This window comes from Streptomyces sp. NPDC051133 (assembly GCF_040682635.1).
In the GTDB taxonomy this organism is placed as follows: Bacteria; Actinomycetota; Actinomycetes; order Streptomycetales; family Streptomycetaceae; genus Streptomyces.
Genome location: NZ_JBFBBK010000035.1, coordinates 77,251 through 93,186, shown reverse-complemented (window position 1 = coordinate 93,186; position 15,936 = coordinate 77,251). Strand labels below are relative to the sequence as shown.

At 71.6% G+C, this 15,936-nt stretch carries 19 protein-coding genes, 3 tRNA genes and 2 pseudogenes; 10 read left to right on the top strand and 14 right to left on the bottom strand.

The features are described from left to right. Positions 1 to 35: 35 nt before the first annotated feature. Positions 36 to 668 carry an NAD(P)H-binding protein gene (locus AB0N17_RS30940; protein ID WP_366014865.1) on the top strand — a complete coding sequence of 211 codons (633 nt, stop codon included), beginning with the start codon at positions 36 to 38 and terminating at the stop codon, positions 666 to 668. 72 nt (positions 669 to 740) lie between these two features. On the opposite strand, the gene AB0N17_RS30935 is transcribed toward AB0N17_RS30940, so the two are convergent. From AB0N17_RS30935 to AB0N17_RS30895, 9 genes are all read right to left on the bottom strand, one after another. Beyond that, a complete protein-coding gene (locus AB0N17_RS30935; protein ID WP_366014860.1) occupies positions 741 to 1,796 on the bottom strand; it encodes a UDP-N-acetylmuramate dehydrogenase in 1,056 nt (351 codons plus the stop codon). 568 nt (positions 1,797 to 2,364) lie between these two features. Next, positions 2,365 to 2,754 carry a DUF3291 domain-containing protein gene (locus tag AB0N17_RS30930; RefSeq protein ID WP_366014864.1) on the bottom strand — a complete coding sequence of 130 codons (390 nt, stop codon included), beginning with the start codon at positions 2,752 to 2,754 and terminating at the stop codon, positions 2,365 to 2,367. A 27-nt stretch (positions 2,755 to 2,781) separates the two neighbouring features. Beyond that, complete coding sequence (locus AB0N17_RS30925; RefSeq protein WP_366014859.1) at positions 2,782 to 4,236, bottom strand: DHA2 family efflux MFS transporter permease subunit; 1,455 nt, start codon at positions 4,234 to 4,236, stop codon at positions 2,782 to 2,784. An 88-nt stretch (positions 4,237 to 4,324) separates the two neighbouring features. Next, positions 4,325 to 4,894 (bottom strand): TetR/AcrR family transcriptional regulator, encoded by a 570-nt coding sequence (locus tag AB0N17_RS30920; RefSeq protein WP_366014858.1) that lies wholly within the window; start codon positions 4,892 to 4,894, stop codon positions 4,325 to 4,327. Positions 4,895 to 5,048: 154 nt separating this feature from the next. Next, complete coding sequence (locus AB0N17_RS30915) at positions 5,049 to 5,477, bottom strand: MaoC family dehydratase (RefSeq protein ID WP_366014857.1); 429 nt, start codon at positions 5,475 to 5,477, stop codon at positions 5,049 to 5,051. A 7-nt stretch (positions 5,478 to 5,484) separates the two neighbouring features. Beyond that, on the bottom strand, positions 5,485 to 5,937 hold the full coding sequence (locus tag AB0N17_RS30910; RefSeq protein ID WP_366014856.1) for a MaoC family dehydratase N-terminal domain-containing protein: 453 nt from the start codon (positions 5,935 to 5,937) through the stop codon (positions 5,485 to 5,487). A gap of 113 nt (positions 5,938 to 6,050) precedes the next feature. Continuing rightward, positions 6,051 to 6,215 (bottom strand): 50S ribosomal protein L33, encoded by a 165-nt coding sequence (gene rpmG, locus AB0N17_RS30905; RefSeq protein ID WP_003948671.1) that lies wholly within the window; start codon positions 6,213 to 6,215, stop codon positions 6,051 to 6,053. Positions 6,216 to 6,305: 90 nt separating this feature from the next. Next, positions 6,306 to 6,378 (bottom strand) — tRNA-Met (locus AB0N17_RS30900). A 46-nt stretch (positions 6,379 to 6,424) separates the two neighbouring features. Continuing rightward, positions 6,425 to 6,497 (bottom strand) — tRNA-Thr (locus AB0N17_RS30895). Between the two features lie 425 nt (positions 6,498 to 6,922). Between AB0N17_RS30895 and AB0N17_RS30890 the strand changes: the two genes are divergently transcribed. Both AB0N17_RS30890 and AB0N17_RS30885 read left to right on the top strand, forming a co-directional pair. After that, a complete protein-coding gene (locus AB0N17_RS30890) occupies positions 6,923 to 8,188 on the top strand; it encodes an amidohydrolase family protein (RefSeq protein ID WP_366014855.1) in 1,266 nt (421 codons plus the stop codon). Positions 8,189 to 8,433: 245 nt separating this feature from the next. After that, complete coding sequence (locus AB0N17_RS30885) at positions 8,434 to 9,090, top strand: SDR family oxidoreductase (protein WP_366014854.1); 657 nt, start codon at positions 8,434 to 8,436, stop codon at positions 9,088 to 9,090. Positions 9,091 to 9,251: 161 nt separating this feature from the next. Here the strand turns inward: AB0N17_RS30885 and AB0N17_RS30880 are convergent, their stop codons facing one another. From AB0N17_RS30880 to AB0N17_RS30870, 3 genes are read right to left on the bottom strand one after another with little or no spacing between them, the layout of a single operon-like run. Beyond that, complete coding sequence (locus AB0N17_RS30880; protein ID WP_366014853.1) at positions 9,252 to 9,464, bottom strand: hypothetical protein; 213 nt, start codon at positions 9,462 to 9,464, stop codon at positions 9,252 to 9,254. Between the two features lie 41 nt (positions 9,465 to 9,505). Beyond that, positions 9,506 to 9,730: a hypothetical protein gene (locus tag AB0N17_RS30875; protein WP_366014852.1), complete on the bottom strand. Its 225-nt coding sequence runs from the start codon at positions 9,728 to 9,730 to the stop codon at positions 9,506 to 9,508. A 44-nt stretch (positions 9,731 to 9,774) separates the two neighbouring features. After that, positions 9,775 to 10,128, bottom strand: a complete 354-nt coding sequence (locus tag AB0N17_RS30870) for a DUF6233 domain-containing protein (protein ID WP_366014851.1) — start codon at positions 10,126 to 10,128, stop codon at positions 9,775 to 9,777. A 281-nt stretch (positions 10,129 to 10,409) separates the two neighbouring features. Between AB0N17_RS30870 and AB0N17_RS30865 the strand changes: the two genes are divergently transcribed. The 4 genes and pseudogenes from AB0N17_RS30865 to AB0N17_RS30850 all read left to right on the top strand — a co-directional run. Further along, entirely contained in the window at positions 10,410 to 11,702 is a 1,293-nt protein-coding gene (locus tag AB0N17_RS30865; RefSeq protein ID WP_366014850.1) for a glycoside hydrolase family 3 N-terminal domain-containing protein, read from the top strand. A gap of 117 nt (positions 11,703 to 11,819) precedes the next feature. Beyond that, the gene (locus AB0N17_RS30860) at positions 11,820 to 12,260 is read left to right on the top strand and encodes a hypothetical protein (RefSeq protein WP_366014849.1); all 441 of its coding nucleotides are present in this window, start codon (positions 11,820 to 11,822) and stop codon (positions 12,258 to 12,260) included. Between the two features lie 62 nt (positions 12,261 to 12,322). Continuing rightward, positions 12,323 to 12,430, top strand: a pseudogene (locus AB0N17_RS30855) (hydroxyurea phosphotransferase); the annotation flags it as partial. A gap of 2 nt (positions 12,431 to 12,432) precedes the next feature. Next, a pseudogene (locus tag AB0N17_RS30850) lies at positions 12,433 to 12,600 on the top strand (site-specific integrase); the annotation flags it as partial. Between the two features lie 100 nt (positions 12,601 to 12,700). On the opposite strand, the gene AB0N17_RS30845 reads toward AB0N17_RS30850, so the two are convergent. Then, positions 12,701 to 12,782, bottom strand: a tRNA-Tyr gene (locus tag AB0N17_RS30845). A 224-nt stretch (positions 12,783 to 13,006) separates the two neighbouring features. Between AB0N17_RS30845 and AB0N17_RS30840 the strand changes: the two genes are divergently transcribed. Next, on the top strand, positions 13,007 to 13,495 hold the full coding sequence (locus AB0N17_RS30840; protein WP_366014848.1) for a YajQ family cyclic di-GMP-binding protein: 489 nt from the start codon (positions 13,007 to 13,009) through the stop codon (positions 13,493 to 13,495). An 80-nt stretch (positions 13,496 to 13,575) separates the two neighbouring features. Here the strand turns inward: AB0N17_RS30840 and AB0N17_RS30835 are convergent, their stop codons facing one another. Then, the gene (locus AB0N17_RS30835) at positions 13,576 to 13,842 is read right to left on the bottom strand and encodes a GlsB/YeaQ/YmgE family stress response membrane protein (RefSeq protein ID WP_366014847.1); all 267 of its coding nucleotides are present in this window, start codon (positions 13,840 to 13,842) and stop codon (positions 13,576 to 13,578) included. A gap of 203 nt (positions 13,843 to 14,045) precedes the next feature. Between AB0N17_RS30835 and AB0N17_RS30830 the strand changes: the two genes are divergently transcribed. Both AB0N17_RS30830 and AB0N17_RS30825 read left to right on the top strand, forming a co-directional pair. Further along, entirely contained in the window at positions 14,046 to 15,323 is a 1,278-nt protein-coding gene (locus AB0N17_RS30830; RefSeq protein WP_366014846.1) for an amino acid permease, read from the top strand. A 206-nt stretch (positions 15,324 to 15,529) separates the two neighbouring features. Further along, a complete protein-coding gene (locus AB0N17_RS30825; protein WP_366014845.1) occupies positions 15,530 to 15,931 on the top strand; it encodes a YccF domain-containing protein in 402 nt (133 codons plus the stop codon). The last annotated feature ends 5 nt before the right edge of the window (positions 15,932 to 15,936 follow it).

The following is a 15,936-nucleotide window of genomic DNA, read 5'->3' as shown; positions in this document are numbered from 1 at the left end:
GGCGCAGCACCGACCACAGGAAGACCGGAGCAGCCATGAAGCTCACCGTTTTCGGGGCCACCGGCGGAGTCGGCCGCGAACTGGTCGGCCAGGCCTTGGACGCCGGCCACGAAGTCACGGCCGTCGTGCGGGACCCCGCCCGGCTCACCGTCACCGGCGCCGCCCTGCGGGTGGTGCGCGCCGACCTGACCGACCCGGAGGAGCTGCGGGCCGCCGTCGGCGGCCGGGACGCGGTCCTCTCGGGCCTGGGCGCGCGCAGCCGCAAGGACGCGGGGGTGGCGACCCGGCTGACCCGTTCCGTCCTTCAGGCCATGGAGGCGGAGGGCGTACGACGGCTGCTGGTGGTCAGCGCGGCTCCGGTCGGCCCCGCCCCGGCGGACGACGGCCCACTGGACCGCGCCGCGCGCCGCGTGGTGTCGGCGGTCCTCAAGGACGTCTACGCGGACCTGCGCGGGATGGAGGACGAGCTGGCCCGCAGCGGCACGGACTGGACGTCCGTACGCCCGCCGCGCCTGCAGAACAAGCCGGTCACGGGCCACTACCGCGCGGTCGTCGGCGGCTTCCCGCCCCGGGGCCGCTTCCTCGCCCGCGCGGACGTCGCGCACGCGATGCTGTCGATGATCGGCGACGAGGGCACGGTGAAACAGGGCGTGGGCGTGGCCTACTGACCGTCGCTCCCAGCCGTCGCCGCCAGCCGGTGCCTCTGCCGCTCTGCCGTGGCCCGGCGCGGCGCAGCGCGGCTACAGGCTGACGCCGACGGTCACCGGCTCGTTGACCAGCGTGACGCCGAAGACCTCCCGCACCCCGGACACGACCTCTCGGGCCAGGGCCAGCAGGTCCTCGGTGGTGGCGCCGCCCCGGTTGGTGAGGGCGAGCGTGTGCTTGGTGGAGATGCGGGCCGGGCCGGTGCCGTAGCCCTTGGTGAAGCCCGCCTTGTCGATCAGCCAGGCCGCCGAGGTCTTCGTCCGGCCCTCCCCCGCCGGGTAGGCGGGCGGCTCGACGCCCTCGTCCAGCCGCTCGCGCACGCGCGCGTGGAACGCGGCGAACTGCTCCTCGGTGAGGATCGGGTTGGTGAAGAAGGAACCCGCCGACCAGGTGTCGTGGTCCTCGGGGTCGAGGACCATGCCTTTCCCGGCACGCAGCTTCAGCACGGTCTCGCGGGCGTCGGCCAGCGGCACCCGGTCGCCGGGCTCGACACCGAGCGCGCGGGCCGCCTCGGCGTACCTGACGGGGGCGGACATCCCGTCCGCGTCCTCCAGCTCGAAACGGACGCGCAGCACGACATAGCGGCCGGGGTCGGCCTTGAAGCGGCTGTGGCGGTACGAGAAGCCGCACTCCTCGTTCGTCAGCGTGACGGTGTCGCCGGCCTGCCGGTCGTAGGCGATCACCTCGGTGATGGTGGAGGAGACCTCCTGGCCGTAGGCGCCCACGTTCTGGATCGGCGTGGCGCCTGCGGAGCCGGGGATCCCGGCCAGGCACTCGATCCCGGCGAGCCCGGCCTCGACGGTACGGGCGACGGCGTCCGTCCAGACCTCACCGGCCGCCAGCTCCAGCGTGCTGCCGCGCAGTTCCACTCCGCGCGTGGCGATGCGCAGGGCGGTGCCGTCGAAGCCCTTGTCGCCGATGACCAGGTTCGACCCGCCGCCGATGACCAGCAGCGGTGTCCCGCTGTCGTCGGCCTCGCGGACGGCGGCGATCACTTCGGCGTCGGTCTCGGCCGTGACCAGCCGCGTCGCGGGACCGCCCAGCCGGAAGGTGGTCAGCGGGGCAAGGGGGGCGTCGTGGAGTACCTGCACGCGCCCAAGACTACGAGACGGCTCCACCGGCACCGCACCCGCGCGGCCGGTCTTCGCGGGCCGGCGGGCCCGCATACCGTCGCTGCGGCTCGTCGTCGGACCGGACGAGAGGACTCCTTCCGGGGCCGACGGGCCCGACCTTGCCCGCACAGCCCGACCTGCCGTGGGCACAGCCGCACCCGGCCTGCACAGCCGCACCCGGCCGCACACATCCCTGGCCGCTTCCGTCCGTCCGGTGTCTCGGCACACCTCTCGGGCGCGGGACTCCCGTCCGTCGGCGCCGGTCTGCCGCCGGCGCGTCGTACGCCTGTCTCCGGTGCGCAGCCCGTCTGCCGTCGGCCCCGTCGTACGCCTGCCCCGGTCGCCTTCCGCGCAGTCGCCTTCCGCGCAGTCGCGCTCCGCGCCCTCGCGGCCTGCGGCACGCGTGCGCGTGCCCGTTCGTCCGCCCCGGCCGATCCCGCTCACCGGCACAGGCACACGCACACACACGCGTGTGGCCGCCTCCTGTCCGAGGGCCACGCGCGCGTGCAACGAGGTACATACGAGGTACAGCCGGCCGGTGGCTGCTTCAGCCGTCGTTCCGCAGCCGCCGTTCCGCCTCCTCCCAGCTCACCGGCAGCTGCTCGGCGGTGGTCTCCCAGGCGGCGAAGGCGACGCCGCGGATGTGGGAGGCCAGGCCGCGGGAGGTCGGCCGGTGGGCGCCGGAGTGGGCGAAGGCCTTCAGCGCGTCGGCCAACTCCCAGGCCGACGGCGTCCAGAAGGTCCGCCGCAGGGGCTGCGCCCTGAGGGTGGCGCCGTGGGCTCCGGGCGCGCGGCCCACCTGCCGCCAGACGGCCGGGGTGCGGACGAGGAAGCGGAGGGCGCCCCACAGGGTGCGGGTCTCGAAGCGGGAGGCGAAGACGTGTACCTCGGCGCCCTGGGGCGCAGGCGTGGGAACGGTCCAGGGAAGGGTCGGCAGCACGGGCTCCTTCGGGGAGGTTCCGGTTCAGCGGACGGTGGTCTCCAGGACCGGGGCGGCCGGCTGCCCGGCCTCCGCGGCAAGCCGGCCGGTGCTCCGGCGGGACGGGATCAGCAGGGCCGCGACCGCCGCGAGGGCGACCACGGCCGCGCCGGTGACCAGGGCGGGCCGCAGGCCGTCCACGAAGCGCTGTGCGGACTCGTAACCGCCCTGCGCGGAGAAGATCGACGACATGACCGCGATACCGAGCGCGCCGCCCACCTCGCGCAGCGCGTTGTTCGCACCGGAGGCGATGCCCTGCTCCTGGGGGCGGACGCTGGACATGACCAGATTCGCGGCCGGCGCGAAGTACAGGGCCATGCCGACCCCGCTGATGATCAGGGCGGGCAGCTGGACGGCGTAGGAGGCGTCCGCGGTGGCCACCCAGGCCATGTAGCCGAGACCGGCGGCCTGCAGGAAGAGGCCCGCCGCGACGACCGGACGGCCGCCGATGCGGTCGGAGAGGATCCCGGCGATCGGCGCGACCAGCATCGGCATGCCGGTCCACGGCAGCATCCGGAGGCCCGCCTCGGTGGGCGAATAGCCGAGCACGCCCTGCATGTACTGGCTGAGCAGGAAGATCGAGCCGAACATCCCGACGAACATCAGCAGGCTGGCCGCGTTGATCCCGGAGAAGGCGCGGGAGCGGAACAGCCGCATGGGCAGCATCGGGTGGGCCGCGCGGGAGCTGTAGAGGACGAAGCCCACGAGCAGCGCGGCACCGGCGAACAGGGAGGTGAGGACGACGGAGTCGGTCCAGCCGTCGGCGGGACCGCGGACCAGTCCGTAGACGATCCCGAAGAGCCCGCCGCTGGCGAGGAGGGTGCCGGGAAGGTCGAGCCGGGCGCCGGCGCCGTAGGACTCGGCCAGGCGCAGGCGGGCGAGCGGCAGGGTGAGCAGGCCGAGCGGGACGTTGAGCCAGAAGATCCAGTGCCAGGAGACGTGTTCGGTGAGGCTGCCGCCGATGAGCGGACCGGAGGCGACGGCGAGTCCGTTGACGGCGCCCCAGATGCCGTACATGGTGCCGCGTTTGGCGGCGGGGACGGCCGCGGTCAGCAGGGTCAGCGTGAGGGGCATCATCACGGCCGCGCCGACGCCCTGCACCGCGCGGGCGGCGATCAGGGAGCCGATGCCGGGCGCCATGGCCGCGGCGGCGGAGGCCGCGGTGAAGAGGGCGAGTCCGGCGATGAAGAGCCGGCGGCGCCCGAAGCGGTCACCGAGTGCCGCGCCCAGCATCAGCAGGACGGCGAAGGTGAGTGTGTAGGCGCTGACGGTCCACTCCAGGTCGTCCAGCGCGCCGCCGAGGTCCTCGCGGATGGAGGGCAGGGCGGTGGTGACGACCAGGTTGTCGAGGGCCGCCATGAATCCGGCGACGCTGGTGATGACGAGGGCCCACAGGGCGCCCCCGCGCCCCGCGCCCGTCTGTTCGGTCTGCTCTGACATCTCTCCCCCAGAGAGTGATCTCCAGTTAGTTATTGATGACTAACTTCTGTGCGCATGAGAAAGAGCGGCAACGCCTGCCTCGCCTGCGTTACTTCTCGAGACGGCCCGTAAGCCGGGCCGAAGGGTAGAGCCCCTCCCACACCCGGTGCTCGGGCGGAAAGCCCATGCTCACCAGACAGTTGATGAGCATTCCGTACGCCATGAAGGTGCTCGTCTCGCCGATGTCCGCGCCGAGCGGCAGATGGACGGTGTCCCACAGCCGCATCCAGCCGGCCCGCACCTGCTCACCGAACTCGCGGTCACCCTCTTCCTCGGCGGCCGCCACGGCGACGTACATCTGCATCTGCATCATCAGCCGCTCGGGCCGCTCCGCGATGACCTTGGTGTACGCGTTCGCCATGGCATGCAGGGCCTCTTCGCCCCGAAGCCCCTCGGAGGCCTCCTCGAAGGTGCGGACGGTGTCCTCCATGCAGCGTTCGGCCACCGCCAGGAAGATCGCCTTCTTGCCCGGGAAGAGCCGGAAGAGATACGGCTGAGAGACTCCGACCCGCTTGGCGATCGCCTCCGTGGAGGTGCCGTGATAGCCGCCGCGCGCGAACTCGGCGGTCGCCGCGCGGATGACGCTCTCGCGTCGCTCCTCTGCGCTCATCCTGGGCATGCGAGTAAGTTAGTACTCAATCACTAACTTGGTCAAGGGCAGCCGCCGAGGTCAGTCACCGGCCAGGCCCAGCGGATTCGGCGTCCGGACACGCGTAAGGGGCGCCTCACCATTGGAGGACGCCCCTTACGTACGCTTCCGGGCCGGCTCGGCGTCAGGCCAGCCGTACGACCGCCCGCGACATGCCCAGCACCTTCTGGCCGGCGCTGGTCGCCGTCAGGTCGACGCGCACGGTGCCGTCGTCCAGCTTGGCCGCCACCTTGCCGCTGACCTCGATCAGGGCGCCCTTGTCGTCGTTCGGCACGACGACCGGCTTGGTGAAGCGGACTCCGTACTCCACGACCGCGCCCGGGTCGCCGGTCCAGTCGGTGACCACGCGGATCGCCTCGGCCATGGTGAACATGCCGTGCGCGATGACGTCCGGCAGGCCCACCTCCTTGGCGAACTTCTCGTTCCAGTGGATCGGGTTGAAGTCGCCGGAGGCGCCCGCGTACCGCACGAGCGTGGCGCGGGTCACGGGGAAGCTCTGTGCCGGCAGTTCGGTGCCGACCTCGACGTCGCCGTACGCGATCTTCGCCGTCATCAGGTCCTCACGCCTCCTCGGCCGCGCGGGCCACGAGCTTGGTCCAGGCGGTCACGACGTGCTCGCCGGCCTCGTCGTGCACCTCACCGCGGATGTCCAGGATGTCGTTGCCCGCCATGGACTTGATGGCCTCGATGGTGGAGGTGACCGTGAGGCGGTCGCCGGCGCGCACCGGGCGGCTGTAGGCGAACTTCTGGTCGCCGTGCACCACGCGGCTGTAGTCCAGACCGAGCTGCGGGTCCTCGACGACCTGTCCGGCGGCCCGGAAGGTGATGGAGAACACGAAGGTCGGCGGGGCGATCACGTCGGGGTGACCGAATTCCTTGGCGGCCTGCGGATCCGTGTACACCGGGTTGGCCTCGCCCACCGCCTCGGCGAACTCCCGGATCTTCTCCCGGCCCACCTCGTAGGGGGCGGTGGGCGGATAGGTCCGTCCCACGAAGGACTGGTCGAGCGCCATGGCCCGGCACCTCCTGATGTCTGCTGTGGTGGCCTCGAATTAACCGGTGACCGACCGGTGAAACGACACGAGGCCGCCCCCTCGGAAGGGGACGGCCTCGTGTACGAGCCTGTTTATCGCGTCTCGCGGTGCGCGGTGTGCGCGTTGCAACGCGGGCAGTGCTTCTTCATCTCAAGACGGTCCGGGTTGTTACGCCGGTTCTTCTTGGTGATGTAGTTCCGCTCCTTGCACTCCACGCAGGCCAGCGTGATCTTCGGGCGGACGTCGGTGGCAGCCACGTGAGTGCTCCTAAGACGAACGGATGGACTGATTTAACGCAGAAAAGAGTAGCCGATCGAAGGACCGACCCCACAATCGGCTACTGTCTGTAGCGGTGACCGGACTTGAACCGGTGACACAGCGATTATGAGCCGCTTGCTCTACCGACTGAGCTACACCGCTTTGATGAGATCAGCCCCCGTCTTGCGACGGGAACCTCTCACACCAGAGCCCCAAAACGGAATCGAACCGTTGACCTTCTCCTTACCATGGAGACGCTCTGCCGACTGAGCTATTGGGGCGAGCGATGAAGACATTACACGGTCCGCCGCCGTTCACCCAAATCCGTATCCGGCCGCCGGTCACCCCCCGCATCGCAGCGCCCTCCGCAGTCCCTCGAACCCCAGCGTGCGCGGGGTTTGCCCTACGAGGTCCGCTCTGCGGGGTGCCGCTCGACGAGCCCACGGCGAGGCGCCCGCACGCGCGCGTGGGCCGCCCATGGAGAGGCCTTGGCGGTGCGGGTACCGGGACATCCCGCAGGCCACGCGCGCGGGCGGCGCGGGGCGCGGCCGGGGCCGGACCACGCCGGTACGACTATTGCGCCCCTACGCGTCCCGCGCGGCTCGTCACCCTAGGCTCGACTCGCTCTGCGTGATCTTGGGGTGCGCACGCCCCGAAGCCCTCGCGCCGGGCCGCCCCGAGCCCCCGGCCCCGACCCTGGAGCGCGATGCCCGACAGCCAGCCGCAGCCTCACCAGCCATCGAACTCGCCGGGATCCTCGGGCCAGTCCGACACGGCCGTCCTGCTGCTGTGCGGGGCACGGCTCACCGACGGCCGGAGGGTGGACGTACGGCTGGGCGGCGGGCGCATCGAGGCGGTCGGCACCGCCGGCAGCCTCACGCCGGGCCCGGTCCGGACGAGCGTCACGCGGGTGGACCTGAGCGGATACCTGCTCCTGCCGGCCCCGGCCGAGCCGCACGCCCACGGCGACACCGCCCTGTCGGCCGAGCACCCCGGCCCGGTGTCGTACGCCCCCGAGGACGTCCAGCGCCGGGCGACCGAGGCGGCCCTGCTGCAGCTCGGGCACGGGGCGACGGCGGTACGCGCGCACGTGCGCGTGGGCGACGTCCAGGAACTCGGCGCACTGGGTGCGGTGCTGCAGGCACGGCGGTCGCTGCGGGGACTCGCGGAGCTGACCACGGTGGCGATGCCCCGGCTGCTGACCGGGGTGGCCGGGGCCGACGAGCTGGCGATGCTGCGGGACGCGATGAAGATGGGCGCCTGTGTGGTGGGCGGCTGTCCGGACCTGGACCCGGACCCCACGGGCTACGTGGAGGCGGTCCTGGAGGTGGCCTCCGAGCACGGCTGCCCGGTCGACCTGCACACCGATGCCGCCGACCCGGCCCGGCTGTCGCGGCTCGCGGCGATGGCGGGTGGCTTGCGCCCCGGCGTGACGATCGGGCCCTGCGCCGGTCTCGCGCGCCTGCCCGCACAAGCCGCCTCCCGCGCCGCGGACCAGCTCGCGGCGGCGGGAGTGACGGTGGTGTGCCTCCCTCAGGGCGGCTGCGGCGGCGCCGACCGGCAGGGCACGGCTCCGGTACGGCTGCTGCGCGCGGCCGGAGTGCGGGTGGCGGCCGGCAGCGGCGCCCTGCGTGACGTCGCCAACCCCGTGGGCCGTGGCGACCCCCTGGAGGCGGCCTATCTCCTCGCCTCCGCCCACGGCCTGCGCGCCGAGGACGCCTACGACGCGGTGTGCGGCTCGGCGCGCGCGGTCCTCGGCCTCCCCGAGGTCCGCGTGGAGGCGGGTTTCCCCGCGGAACTCCTGGCCGTACGCGGCGACCACCTGCCCGGCGCGCTCTCGCTGGCCTACAGCCGCATCGTGGTGCACCGGGGCCGGGTGGTGGCCCGCACGAGCGCGGTCCGCGAGTACTGCAACTCGGCGGCGGCAGCGGAACTCGGACTGCCGCGGCAGGGCCGCGGGGAGCTGTCGTGAGCTGACGCGGCGCGGCGGGGCGGCGGCCGGGGAGCGTGAGTGCCGGGCGCGGGCGGTCCCTGCATCCGGCGCCGGGCACGCACCCGGCGCGTGTCCGAGCGTGCGCGCTCCGCGCCCGGCGCGCACGCGTGCCGTATGCCCGGCGCACACTCCGGCCGCGCGCTCGGCGCACACTCCCGGCGCGCTCCGGCCGCGCCGGTTAACTCGTGCGGCGGCTGCGTCTCTTCGGGCGTACGGTCGGTTTCATGCGCATTGTCATCGCTGGTGGTCATGGTCAGATCGCGCTGCGGCTGGAGCGCCTGCTCGCCGCGCGCGGGGACGAGGTGGCGGGCATCATCCGCAAGGCCGAGCAGGGCGACGATCTGCGGGCGGCCGGTGCCGAACCGGTCCTGCTCGACCTGGAGTCCGCCTCGGTGGAGGGGGTCGCGGCGCATCTGCAGGGCGCGGACGCGGCGGTCTTCGCGGCCGGCGCGGGCCCGGGCAGCGGAGCGGCCCGCAAGGAGACGGTGGACAAGGGCGCGGCGGTGCTGTTCGCGGACGCGGCCGTCCGCGCGCGGGTGCACCGTTTCGTGATCGTGTCCTCGATGGGCGCGGATCCCGCGCATCAGGGCGATGACGTCTTCGACGTGTACCTGCGCGCCAAGGGCGAGGCGGACGCGTACGTCAGCCGGCAGGAGGCCCTGGACTGGACGATCCTGCGCCCCGGATCGCTGACGGACGAGGCGGGTACCGGCATGGTCCGCCTGGAGGCACACACCGGGCGCGGTTCGGTCCCACGGGCCGATGTGGCGGCCGTACTGGCGGAGTTGGTGGACACGCCGGCGACGGCGGGCCTGACCCTGGAGCTGATCAGCGGGTCGACGCCGGTGTCGGTCGCGGTGAAGTCGGTGGCCGGGAACTGAGGGCGGCTCCCGGCCGTTGAACGGTCGAACCCGCCGCCGTCACACCCCGTCACACCCCGTCAGACCTCGACCGGCACAGCACTTCGAAGTCTCACCTCGACCGGCACACGTACTCCGCGTCTCAGAACAGAGGCAGGCGTCTCAGAGCGTCTCAGAGCGTCTCAGAACAGAGGCAGCTGCCCGGGAAAGTCCGGCACGACGTACCCGTCCAGCGACGGCTGGAGCACGCCGAGTTGAGCCGGCTGCCGTGAACCGGCGCAGGAGACCAGATCCCCGTTCTCCCGCGCGCCGGGCGGATCGTGGCGCGCGAAGCGGCCCGCGACGACGGCGATGTCGCGGCGGCACACGGGGCAGGTTCTGCGTCGGGAGGACATGCCGTCAGTCTGCCCGCGGCAGGGCGGAGACGACACCGTGCTCACGTGCGGGTCTCCGCCTCCCAGCGGTCGGGCCCCACCCCGCGCCAGTCGATCAGCGGTGAGTCGGCCACCTGCTCCGGCTCGATCTCCAGCCCCGCCCGGCGCAGGAACTCCACCAGGTCCCGCACGTTGTGCGCCAGGCCGAGGATCTCACCGTCCACCCGGACCCGGCGGCCGCCGGTCGGGGACGGCAGGTGCACGATGATGGGGCGTTTCGCGGCCATGGCTCCAGCATCGTCCGGACCGTCCGGACCCGCACCCGGGCCGGTCATTCGAGAATCCCCAGAACGGTGTCCGGGCGGCACAGCGGGCATGGCGTGATCCCTCCTTCGGTGAGCGCGCGGATGGCCTGCTCCCTGCCGGCTCCCCGCGCGCGCGAGCCGGCGCTCGTACAACCGCCGACGTGGACGTAGACCGCTCCGCGGCCGCTCAGGGCGCGCTCGATCAGCCAGTCCGGGGCGGCCTGCCGGACGGCGAGACGGCGCTGCCGTTCCGCCTCCCGGCGCTCTTCGTCCGCGATCCACCGGTCCATCAGCGCGAGCTGCCGGGCAGCCTGATGTTCGACGACGCGGCGGGCGAAGCGCAGCATGTCGAGACGCGTCAGGGGACGGTCATCGTTCACATGTTCGATTCTAGTGAACGTGGCCCGAAGTGCGACCACCGGGAGCCGATCGGACGGTCGCCCGGACGCGGTGAAGCGCGCTCGCCGTCAATCCCGGAGCGGCACCCGTTCACCCCGGCTGGACTTCCGTCCGGCTCCGAGGCGCGAGATTCTGGTACTCGGACGCGGACCGGCGAACAATTGCGGGCCGGTGTGCATCTCACGCGTCGTAAACCCACCTCAGGCTCATACGCCTTTCAGCGCGGCGGGCACCGTCGCGACTTCCCGAAGGAGGCCGGGCGATGAATCTTCCGTCGCACCGCGACCACAGAAGCGCGACAGCACCGCTGCCGGTCCGCGGCCGAGCCAGGAACGCCCGACGGCTGAGCGCGGCCGCCGCCGTCGCGGCGATGCTCCTGGCGGGCTGTGGCACAGGCGCCCCGAAGGCGTCCCCGCAGACCAGCGGCACCGGCGCGTCCTCCGCCCCGTCGACCGCGCCGTCCCACTCCCCTTCGTCCTTCACGCCGGACTCCTCCACCACCACCACCGCCGCCACCAACGCGACGGCCTGCACCAACAGCACGAAGCTGGCCGGGTGGTCGAACCGCCGGCTGGCCATGCTGACCATCGCCGTCCCGGTGTCGGAGACCTCGGTGTCCGATGCCACGTCCGAGGTGAGCGCCGGTGCGGGCGGTGTGCTGCTGTTCGGCAGCAATGCGCCGTCCGACCTAGGCTCGCGGCTGACCACCCTGAAGTCTCACGTACCCGGTCACCTGGGCCTGCTGGTGATGACCGACGAGGAGGGCGGCGGCATCCAGCGCATGGCGAACCTCGTCGGGTCCCTGCCCTGGGCCGCGTACATGGGCACGCACTGGACCCCGGCCCAGATCCAGCAGAACGTCACCAAGGTCGCCGCGAGGATGGCCGCCGCCCAGGTCAACATGGACCTCGCGCCGGTGGTCGACGTCGACGGCCGGAACGTGGCCCCCAGTCACACCAACCCCGACGGATGGCGGTCCTTCAGCGGCAGCACCTCGGTGGTCTCCAAGGACGGCGTCGCCTACATGAACGGGTTGCGCGCCGGGCACGTGATCCCCGTCGTCAAGCACTTCCCGGGCCTCGGTGGCTCCAACTACAACTCCGACTTCGGCCCCGCCCGCACGCTGCCCTGGTCCACCCTGCAGAAGGTGGCCATCCCGCCGTTCACGGCGGCGATCAAGGCCGGTGCTCCGGCCATCATGGTCTCCAACAACATCGTGCCGGGTCTGGCCACCAATCCGGCGAGCCTGTCACCCACCGTCATCGGCTCCGAGCTGCGCGGCAAGCTGGGCTTCAAGGGGCTGGTGGTCACCGACTCGCTGAGCGCCAAGGCGATCTCCGCCGCCGGCTACAGCATCCCCGCCGCCGCCGTCCAGGCCCTGCGTTCCGGCGCCGACATGGTCATGTTCGACCTGAAGGGCAACGTCGGCTCCCAGACGTCCTCGATCGCCACGGCGATCACCAACGCCGTGTCCGGCGGACACCTCGCCCGCAGCCGCCTCATCGACGCGGCGGGCCATGTCCTGGCCGTCCGGCACGTGAACCTCTGCTCATGAGCGCCGCGGCCCCGCCGAGACGCCTCCCGGCAGGGCCGCAACCGCCCCTCGGAGACGGCGGGGCGCCGGCGGGTGGGAGACTGAGCCCTCGAGCAGGTCTCGGACCAGTTCGTAGGCATGCTGGTGGTCACCGACTTCGGCGAAAGCCTGGGCCAGGTATTTGGCAGCCCACCAGGTGTGCAAGTGATCGGGGCCCAGCGAGGTGGTCCAGGCCCGGTGGAGGTCATCGAGGCGAGCCAAGACCACCGGTGCGCTGCCACGGTCCACGAGATGGAGGCACGCTTCGCAGGCTGCGAAGCGGGCGTCGGCAGTGACCAGGTCGGCCGGGGCGATCGTCAGCAGGTGGGGCAGCAGGTCGGGCCAGGCAGGCCAAGCAGCAAGATCCCTCGTCCCACCTGGGTATGCGGTGGCCAGGAGGGTGCCGGCGCTGCGTGCCGCTGTGGCACGTTCCTCGGCGCAGAGCTGATCTTTGAGGACGGCAGGGGTGAGACGGTGCAGATGCAGGCTGCCACCCGCTACGCGGGCCAGCAAGCAACGCAGCCAATCCCTCATTCATGAGGCCATGACGGCGGCCGCTGCTGGGCCGAAGCGGCGACCCCTCCACGTCGCCGTTGGCGCCTCCCGGCTTCGGGCTGTGGCCTGCCATGGATAACCGCTTCGAGGCGGCCGAGGTCCGCCGGCGCTTGACCGCGATGCCCGAAGTACTCGCCCTGGACCGCGAGCGCGCACCCTGTCGTTCTGGCTCAGTTCCGGGGTGGACGCGATGGAGTGTGCCCGTCGCGCCGGGCACAGCATCGCGGTGCTGCACAAGGTGTACGCCAAGGTGCTGGGCCAGACGCGGGAGCGGGCGAACAGCCGGATCGACGCGGCCCGACAGGAGTGGAACGAACCGGAGTGATCCTCCCGCACTTCGTCCTCGCCGAACCGAACGGTCCCTGACAACGAGAAACCCCCTCTGATCAGGTATCTAGCCTGATCAGAGGGGGTTTCCCACCGTGTGGCGGCGCCAGGATTCGAACCTGGGAAGGCTGAGCCGGCAGATTTACAGTCTGCTCCCTTTGGCCGCTCGGGCACACCGCCATGGTGCGCTGCCAGTCGAACACGCTTTCGGCGATGCTCCCTGGCAACGACGTAAACAATACCCGATGCACGGGGGTGCTTCGCCACCCGGTTGATCTCCACCCCTCAGGTCGCGGGGTGGCTAGGCTGTTCCGGATGGGCCTGGTCTCCCGCCGGGCCCGGCGGCCGTCGCCGCACGCCGGCACGCACCGATACGCACCCCCCGATACAAGGAGCCACAGGACATGGCCGACTCCAGTTTCGACATCGTCTCGAAGGTCGAGCGGCAGGAGGTCGACAACGCCCTCAACCAGGCCGCCAAGGAGATCTCGCAGCGCTACGACTTCAAGGGCGTGGGTGCCTCGATCTCGTGGTCCGGTGACAAGATCCTCATGGAGGCCAACTCCGAGGACCGGGTGAAGGCTGTCCTCGACGTCTTCCAGTCCAAGCTGATCAAGCGCGGTATCTCGCTGAAGGCGCTGGACGCGGGCGAGCCCCAGCTCTCCGGCAAGGAGTACAAGATCTTCGCGTCGATCGAGGAGGGCATCTCCCAGGACAACGCGAAGAAGGTGGCGAAGATCATCCGCGACGAGGGTCCGAAGGGCGTGAAGGCCCAGGTCCAGGGCGACGAGCTGCGGGTCAGCTCCAAGAGCCGCGACGACCTGCAGACCGTGATCGCCCTGCTGAAGGGCAAGGACTTCGACTTCGCGCTGCAGTTCGTGAACTACCGGTAGGGCACCAGCGGGAAGCAGATGAGGAGGGGTGGGCACCGGCCGGTGCCCACCCCTCCTCACGCGGTCGCGGGAGTTCTCGCTCAGTCGCGGGAGTTCCCGAACAGGATGCGGTAGAGGATCAGCAGCACCAGGGAGCCGCCGATGGCCGCGGCCCAGGTGGCGCCGTCGTAGAAGTGCTTGCTGACCGGGTGGTCCAGCCAGCGGGCCGAGATCCAGCCCCCGATGAAGGCGCCCGCGATGCCGATGAGGGTCGTACCGATGAAGCCGCCGGGGTCACGGCCCGCCAGGAGGACCTTGGCGATGGCTCCGGCCAGCAGTCCCAGGATGATCCAACCGATGATGCTCATGCCGTGAACCTGCCCTTCCACGCTGTGTCCGCACTGTCCGGTCCCTGAGTTTTCGGTGAGGACCTGCTGTCCACGCGCGTGCGTGCGTGTCGGTGTCGTGTCTGTCGTGTCGTGTGGGTCGCGTCGCAACGTGACGTGACGTGTCGATGAAGAGGACGTCAGCGGCCTGCCGACCGGTTGCCGTGGTCAGTAGGGTGCGGCGCATGACACCTTCCGCCGCCGTCCTGAGGCGCACGCTGGGTGTGCGGGACGCCGTGGTCGTCGGACTCGGCTCGATGATCGGGGCCGGTGTCTTCTCCGCTCTGGGACCCGCCGCACGCGCGGCCGGTACGGGGCTGCTGCCCGCCCTGACCGTCGCGGCCGTGGTGGCCTACTGCAACGCCATGTCCTCGGCCCGTCTCGCCGCCCGTTATCCGGCCTCGGGCGGCACGTACGTGTACGGGCGGGAGCGGCTGGGCGCCTTCTGGGGGTATCTCGCCGGCTGGGCGTTCGTCGTCGGCAAGACGGCCTCCTGTGCGGCCATGGCGCTGACCGTGGGCGCATACGTCTGGCCGGGGCAGGCGCACGCCGTGGCGGTCGCCGCCGTGGTGGCCCTGACCGCCGTCAACTACGGCGGTATCCAGAAGTCGGCATGGCTGACGAGGATGATCGTGGCGCTGGTCCTGGCCGTCCTGACCGCCGTGGTCGTCGTGTGCCTCGCCTCTGGGCGGGCGGATGCGGGACGGCTCGGCGTCGGCCTGTCGTCGGGCGCCGGCGGGGTGCTGCAGGCGGCCGGTCTGCTGTTCTTCGCATTCGCCGGGTACGCGCGGATCGCCACCCTCGGCGAGGAGGTACGGGACCCAGCGCGCACCATTCCGCGCGCGATCCAGGTGGCCCTGGGGATCACTCTTGCCGTGTACGCGTGCGTGGCCGTCGCGGTACTCGGAGCCCTCGGTACGGGCCGGCTCGGGTATTCGACGGCGCCGCTGGCCGACGCGGTGCGTGCGGCCGGGGTGCCGGGGCTCGTTCCCGTGGTGCGGGCAGGAGCGGCGGTGGCCGCGCTGGGGTCGCTGCTCGCGCTGATCCTGGGTGTGTCCCGTACGACGCTCGCCATGGCCCGGGACGGTCATCTGCCGGGCGCGCTGGCGGCCGTACACCCACGCTTCCACGTACCGCACCGGGCCGAGCCGGCCGTGGGCGCGGTGGTCGCCGTACTGGCCGCCACGGTGGACGTCCGCGGCGCGATCGGCTTCTCCTCGTTCGGCGTGCTGGCCTACTACGCCGTCGCCAACGCCTCGGCGTGGACGCTCACTCCGGCCCCGCTGTCCCGCGTGGTCCCGGTGGTGGGCCTGCTGGGCTGCGCCACGCTGGCGTTCGCCCTGCCGGCCGTCTCGGTGGCCGTCGGAGCGGGGGTGCTTGCGGTGGGCGCGGCCGTCTACGGCGTACGACGGTGGTCGGCGGGTCGGTGGGAGGGTTGGTCGGCGAGCCGGCGCGGGAAGTGACGTAACGTCAGCGCGCGGCCATTCCGAACGCGTTCACGCGTCGATGGGCGCGACGGCCTCGACGGGGAGACCGCCATGCCGAGCGGGATCGTCACGGGACGTTCCCGGTCGCGTCACAACGGCGCTCCGGTTCCGTCCGGGCGCGTGATCAGCCGATACTGGTGGCAGCAGGCATGCCGACGGAGCGACCTGGAAAGGTACCGATCATGAAGGTGTTCAACCTGCTGCTCAATATCCTGTGGCTCGTCCTGTGCGGGCTCTGGATGGCGATCGGTTACCTGATCGCTGCCCTGATCTGCTTCGTTCTGATCATCACCATCCCCTTCGGCATCGCGTCGCTGCGCATCGCCGGATTCGTCCTCTGGCCGTTCGGCCGCACCACTGTGGAGAGGCCCGACGCCGGGGCGCCGTCGTGCGTCGGCAACGTCATCTGGGTGGTCTTCGCGGGATGGTGGCTGGCACTGGCCCACCTGGTCACGAGCATCCCTCTGTTCCTGTCGATCATCGGGATTCCCTTCGGCTGGGCGAACCTGAAGCTCATCCCCATCTCGCTCATGCCCCTGGGACGCGAGGTCGTGCCCACGGACGAGGCATTCGGCGGCCGGTGAGGTCC

Coding starts and splice junctions, on each gene's coding strand:
- AB0N17_RS30925 (WP_366014859.1), bottom strand. CDS start 4,236: ATGTCAGAGCAGACCGAACAGACGGGCGCGGGGCGCGGGGGCGCCCTG.
- AB0N17_RS30860 (WP_366014849.1), top strand. CDS start 11,820: ATGCTGGTGGTCACCGACTTCGGCGAAAGCCTGGGCCAGGTATTTGGC.
- AB0N17_RS30915 (WP_366014857.1), bottom strand. CDS start 5,477: ATGACGGCGAAGATCGCGTACGGCGACGTCGAGGTCGGCACCGAACTG.
- AB0N17_RS30840 (WP_366014848.1), top strand. CDS start 13,007: ATGGCCGACTCCAGTTTCGACATCGTCTCGAAGGTCGAGCGGCAGGAG.
- AB0N17_RS30940 (WP_366014865.1), top strand. CDS start 36: ATGAAGCTCACCGTTTTCGGGGCCACCGGCGGAGTCGGCCGCGAACTG.
- AB0N17_RS30825 (WP_366014845.1), top strand. CDS start 15,530: ATGAAGGTGTTCAACCTGCTGCTCAATATCCTGTGGCTCGTCCTGTGC.
- AB0N17_RS30885 (WP_366014854.1), top strand. CDS start 8,434: ATGCGCATTGTCATCGCTGGTGGTCATGGTCAGATCGCGCTGCGGCTG.
- AB0N17_RS30890 (WP_366014855.1), top strand. CDS start 6,923: ATGCCCGACAGCCAGCCGCAGCCTCACCAGCCATCGAACTCGCCGGGA.
- AB0N17_RS30865 (WP_366014850.1), top strand. CDS start 10,410: ATGAATCTTCCGTCGCACCGCGACCACAGAAGCGCGACAGCACCGCTG.
- AB0N17_RS30830 (WP_366014846.1), top strand. CDS start 14,046: ATGACACCTTCCGCCGCCGTCCTGAGGCGCACGCTGGGTGTGCGGGAC.
- AB0N17_RS30875 (WP_366014852.1), bottom strand. CDS start 9,730: ATGGCCGCGAAACGCCCCATCATCGTGCACCTGCCGTCCCCGACCGGC.
- AB0N17_RS30920 (WP_366014858.1), bottom strand. CDS start 4,894: ATGCCCAGGATGAGCGCAGAGGAGCGACGCGAGAGCGTCATCCGCGCG.
- AB0N17_RS30880 (WP_366014853.1), bottom strand. CDS start 9,464: ATGTCCTCCCGACGCAGAACCTGCCCCGTGTGCCGCCGCGACATCGCC.
- AB0N17_RS30835 (WP_366014847.1), bottom strand. CDS start 13,842: ATGAGCATCATCGGTTGGATCATCCTGGGACTGCTGGCCGGAGCCATC.
- AB0N17_RS30910 (WP_366014856.1), bottom strand. CDS start 5,937: ATGGCGCTCGACCAGTCCTTCGTGGGACGGACCTATCCGCCCACCGCC.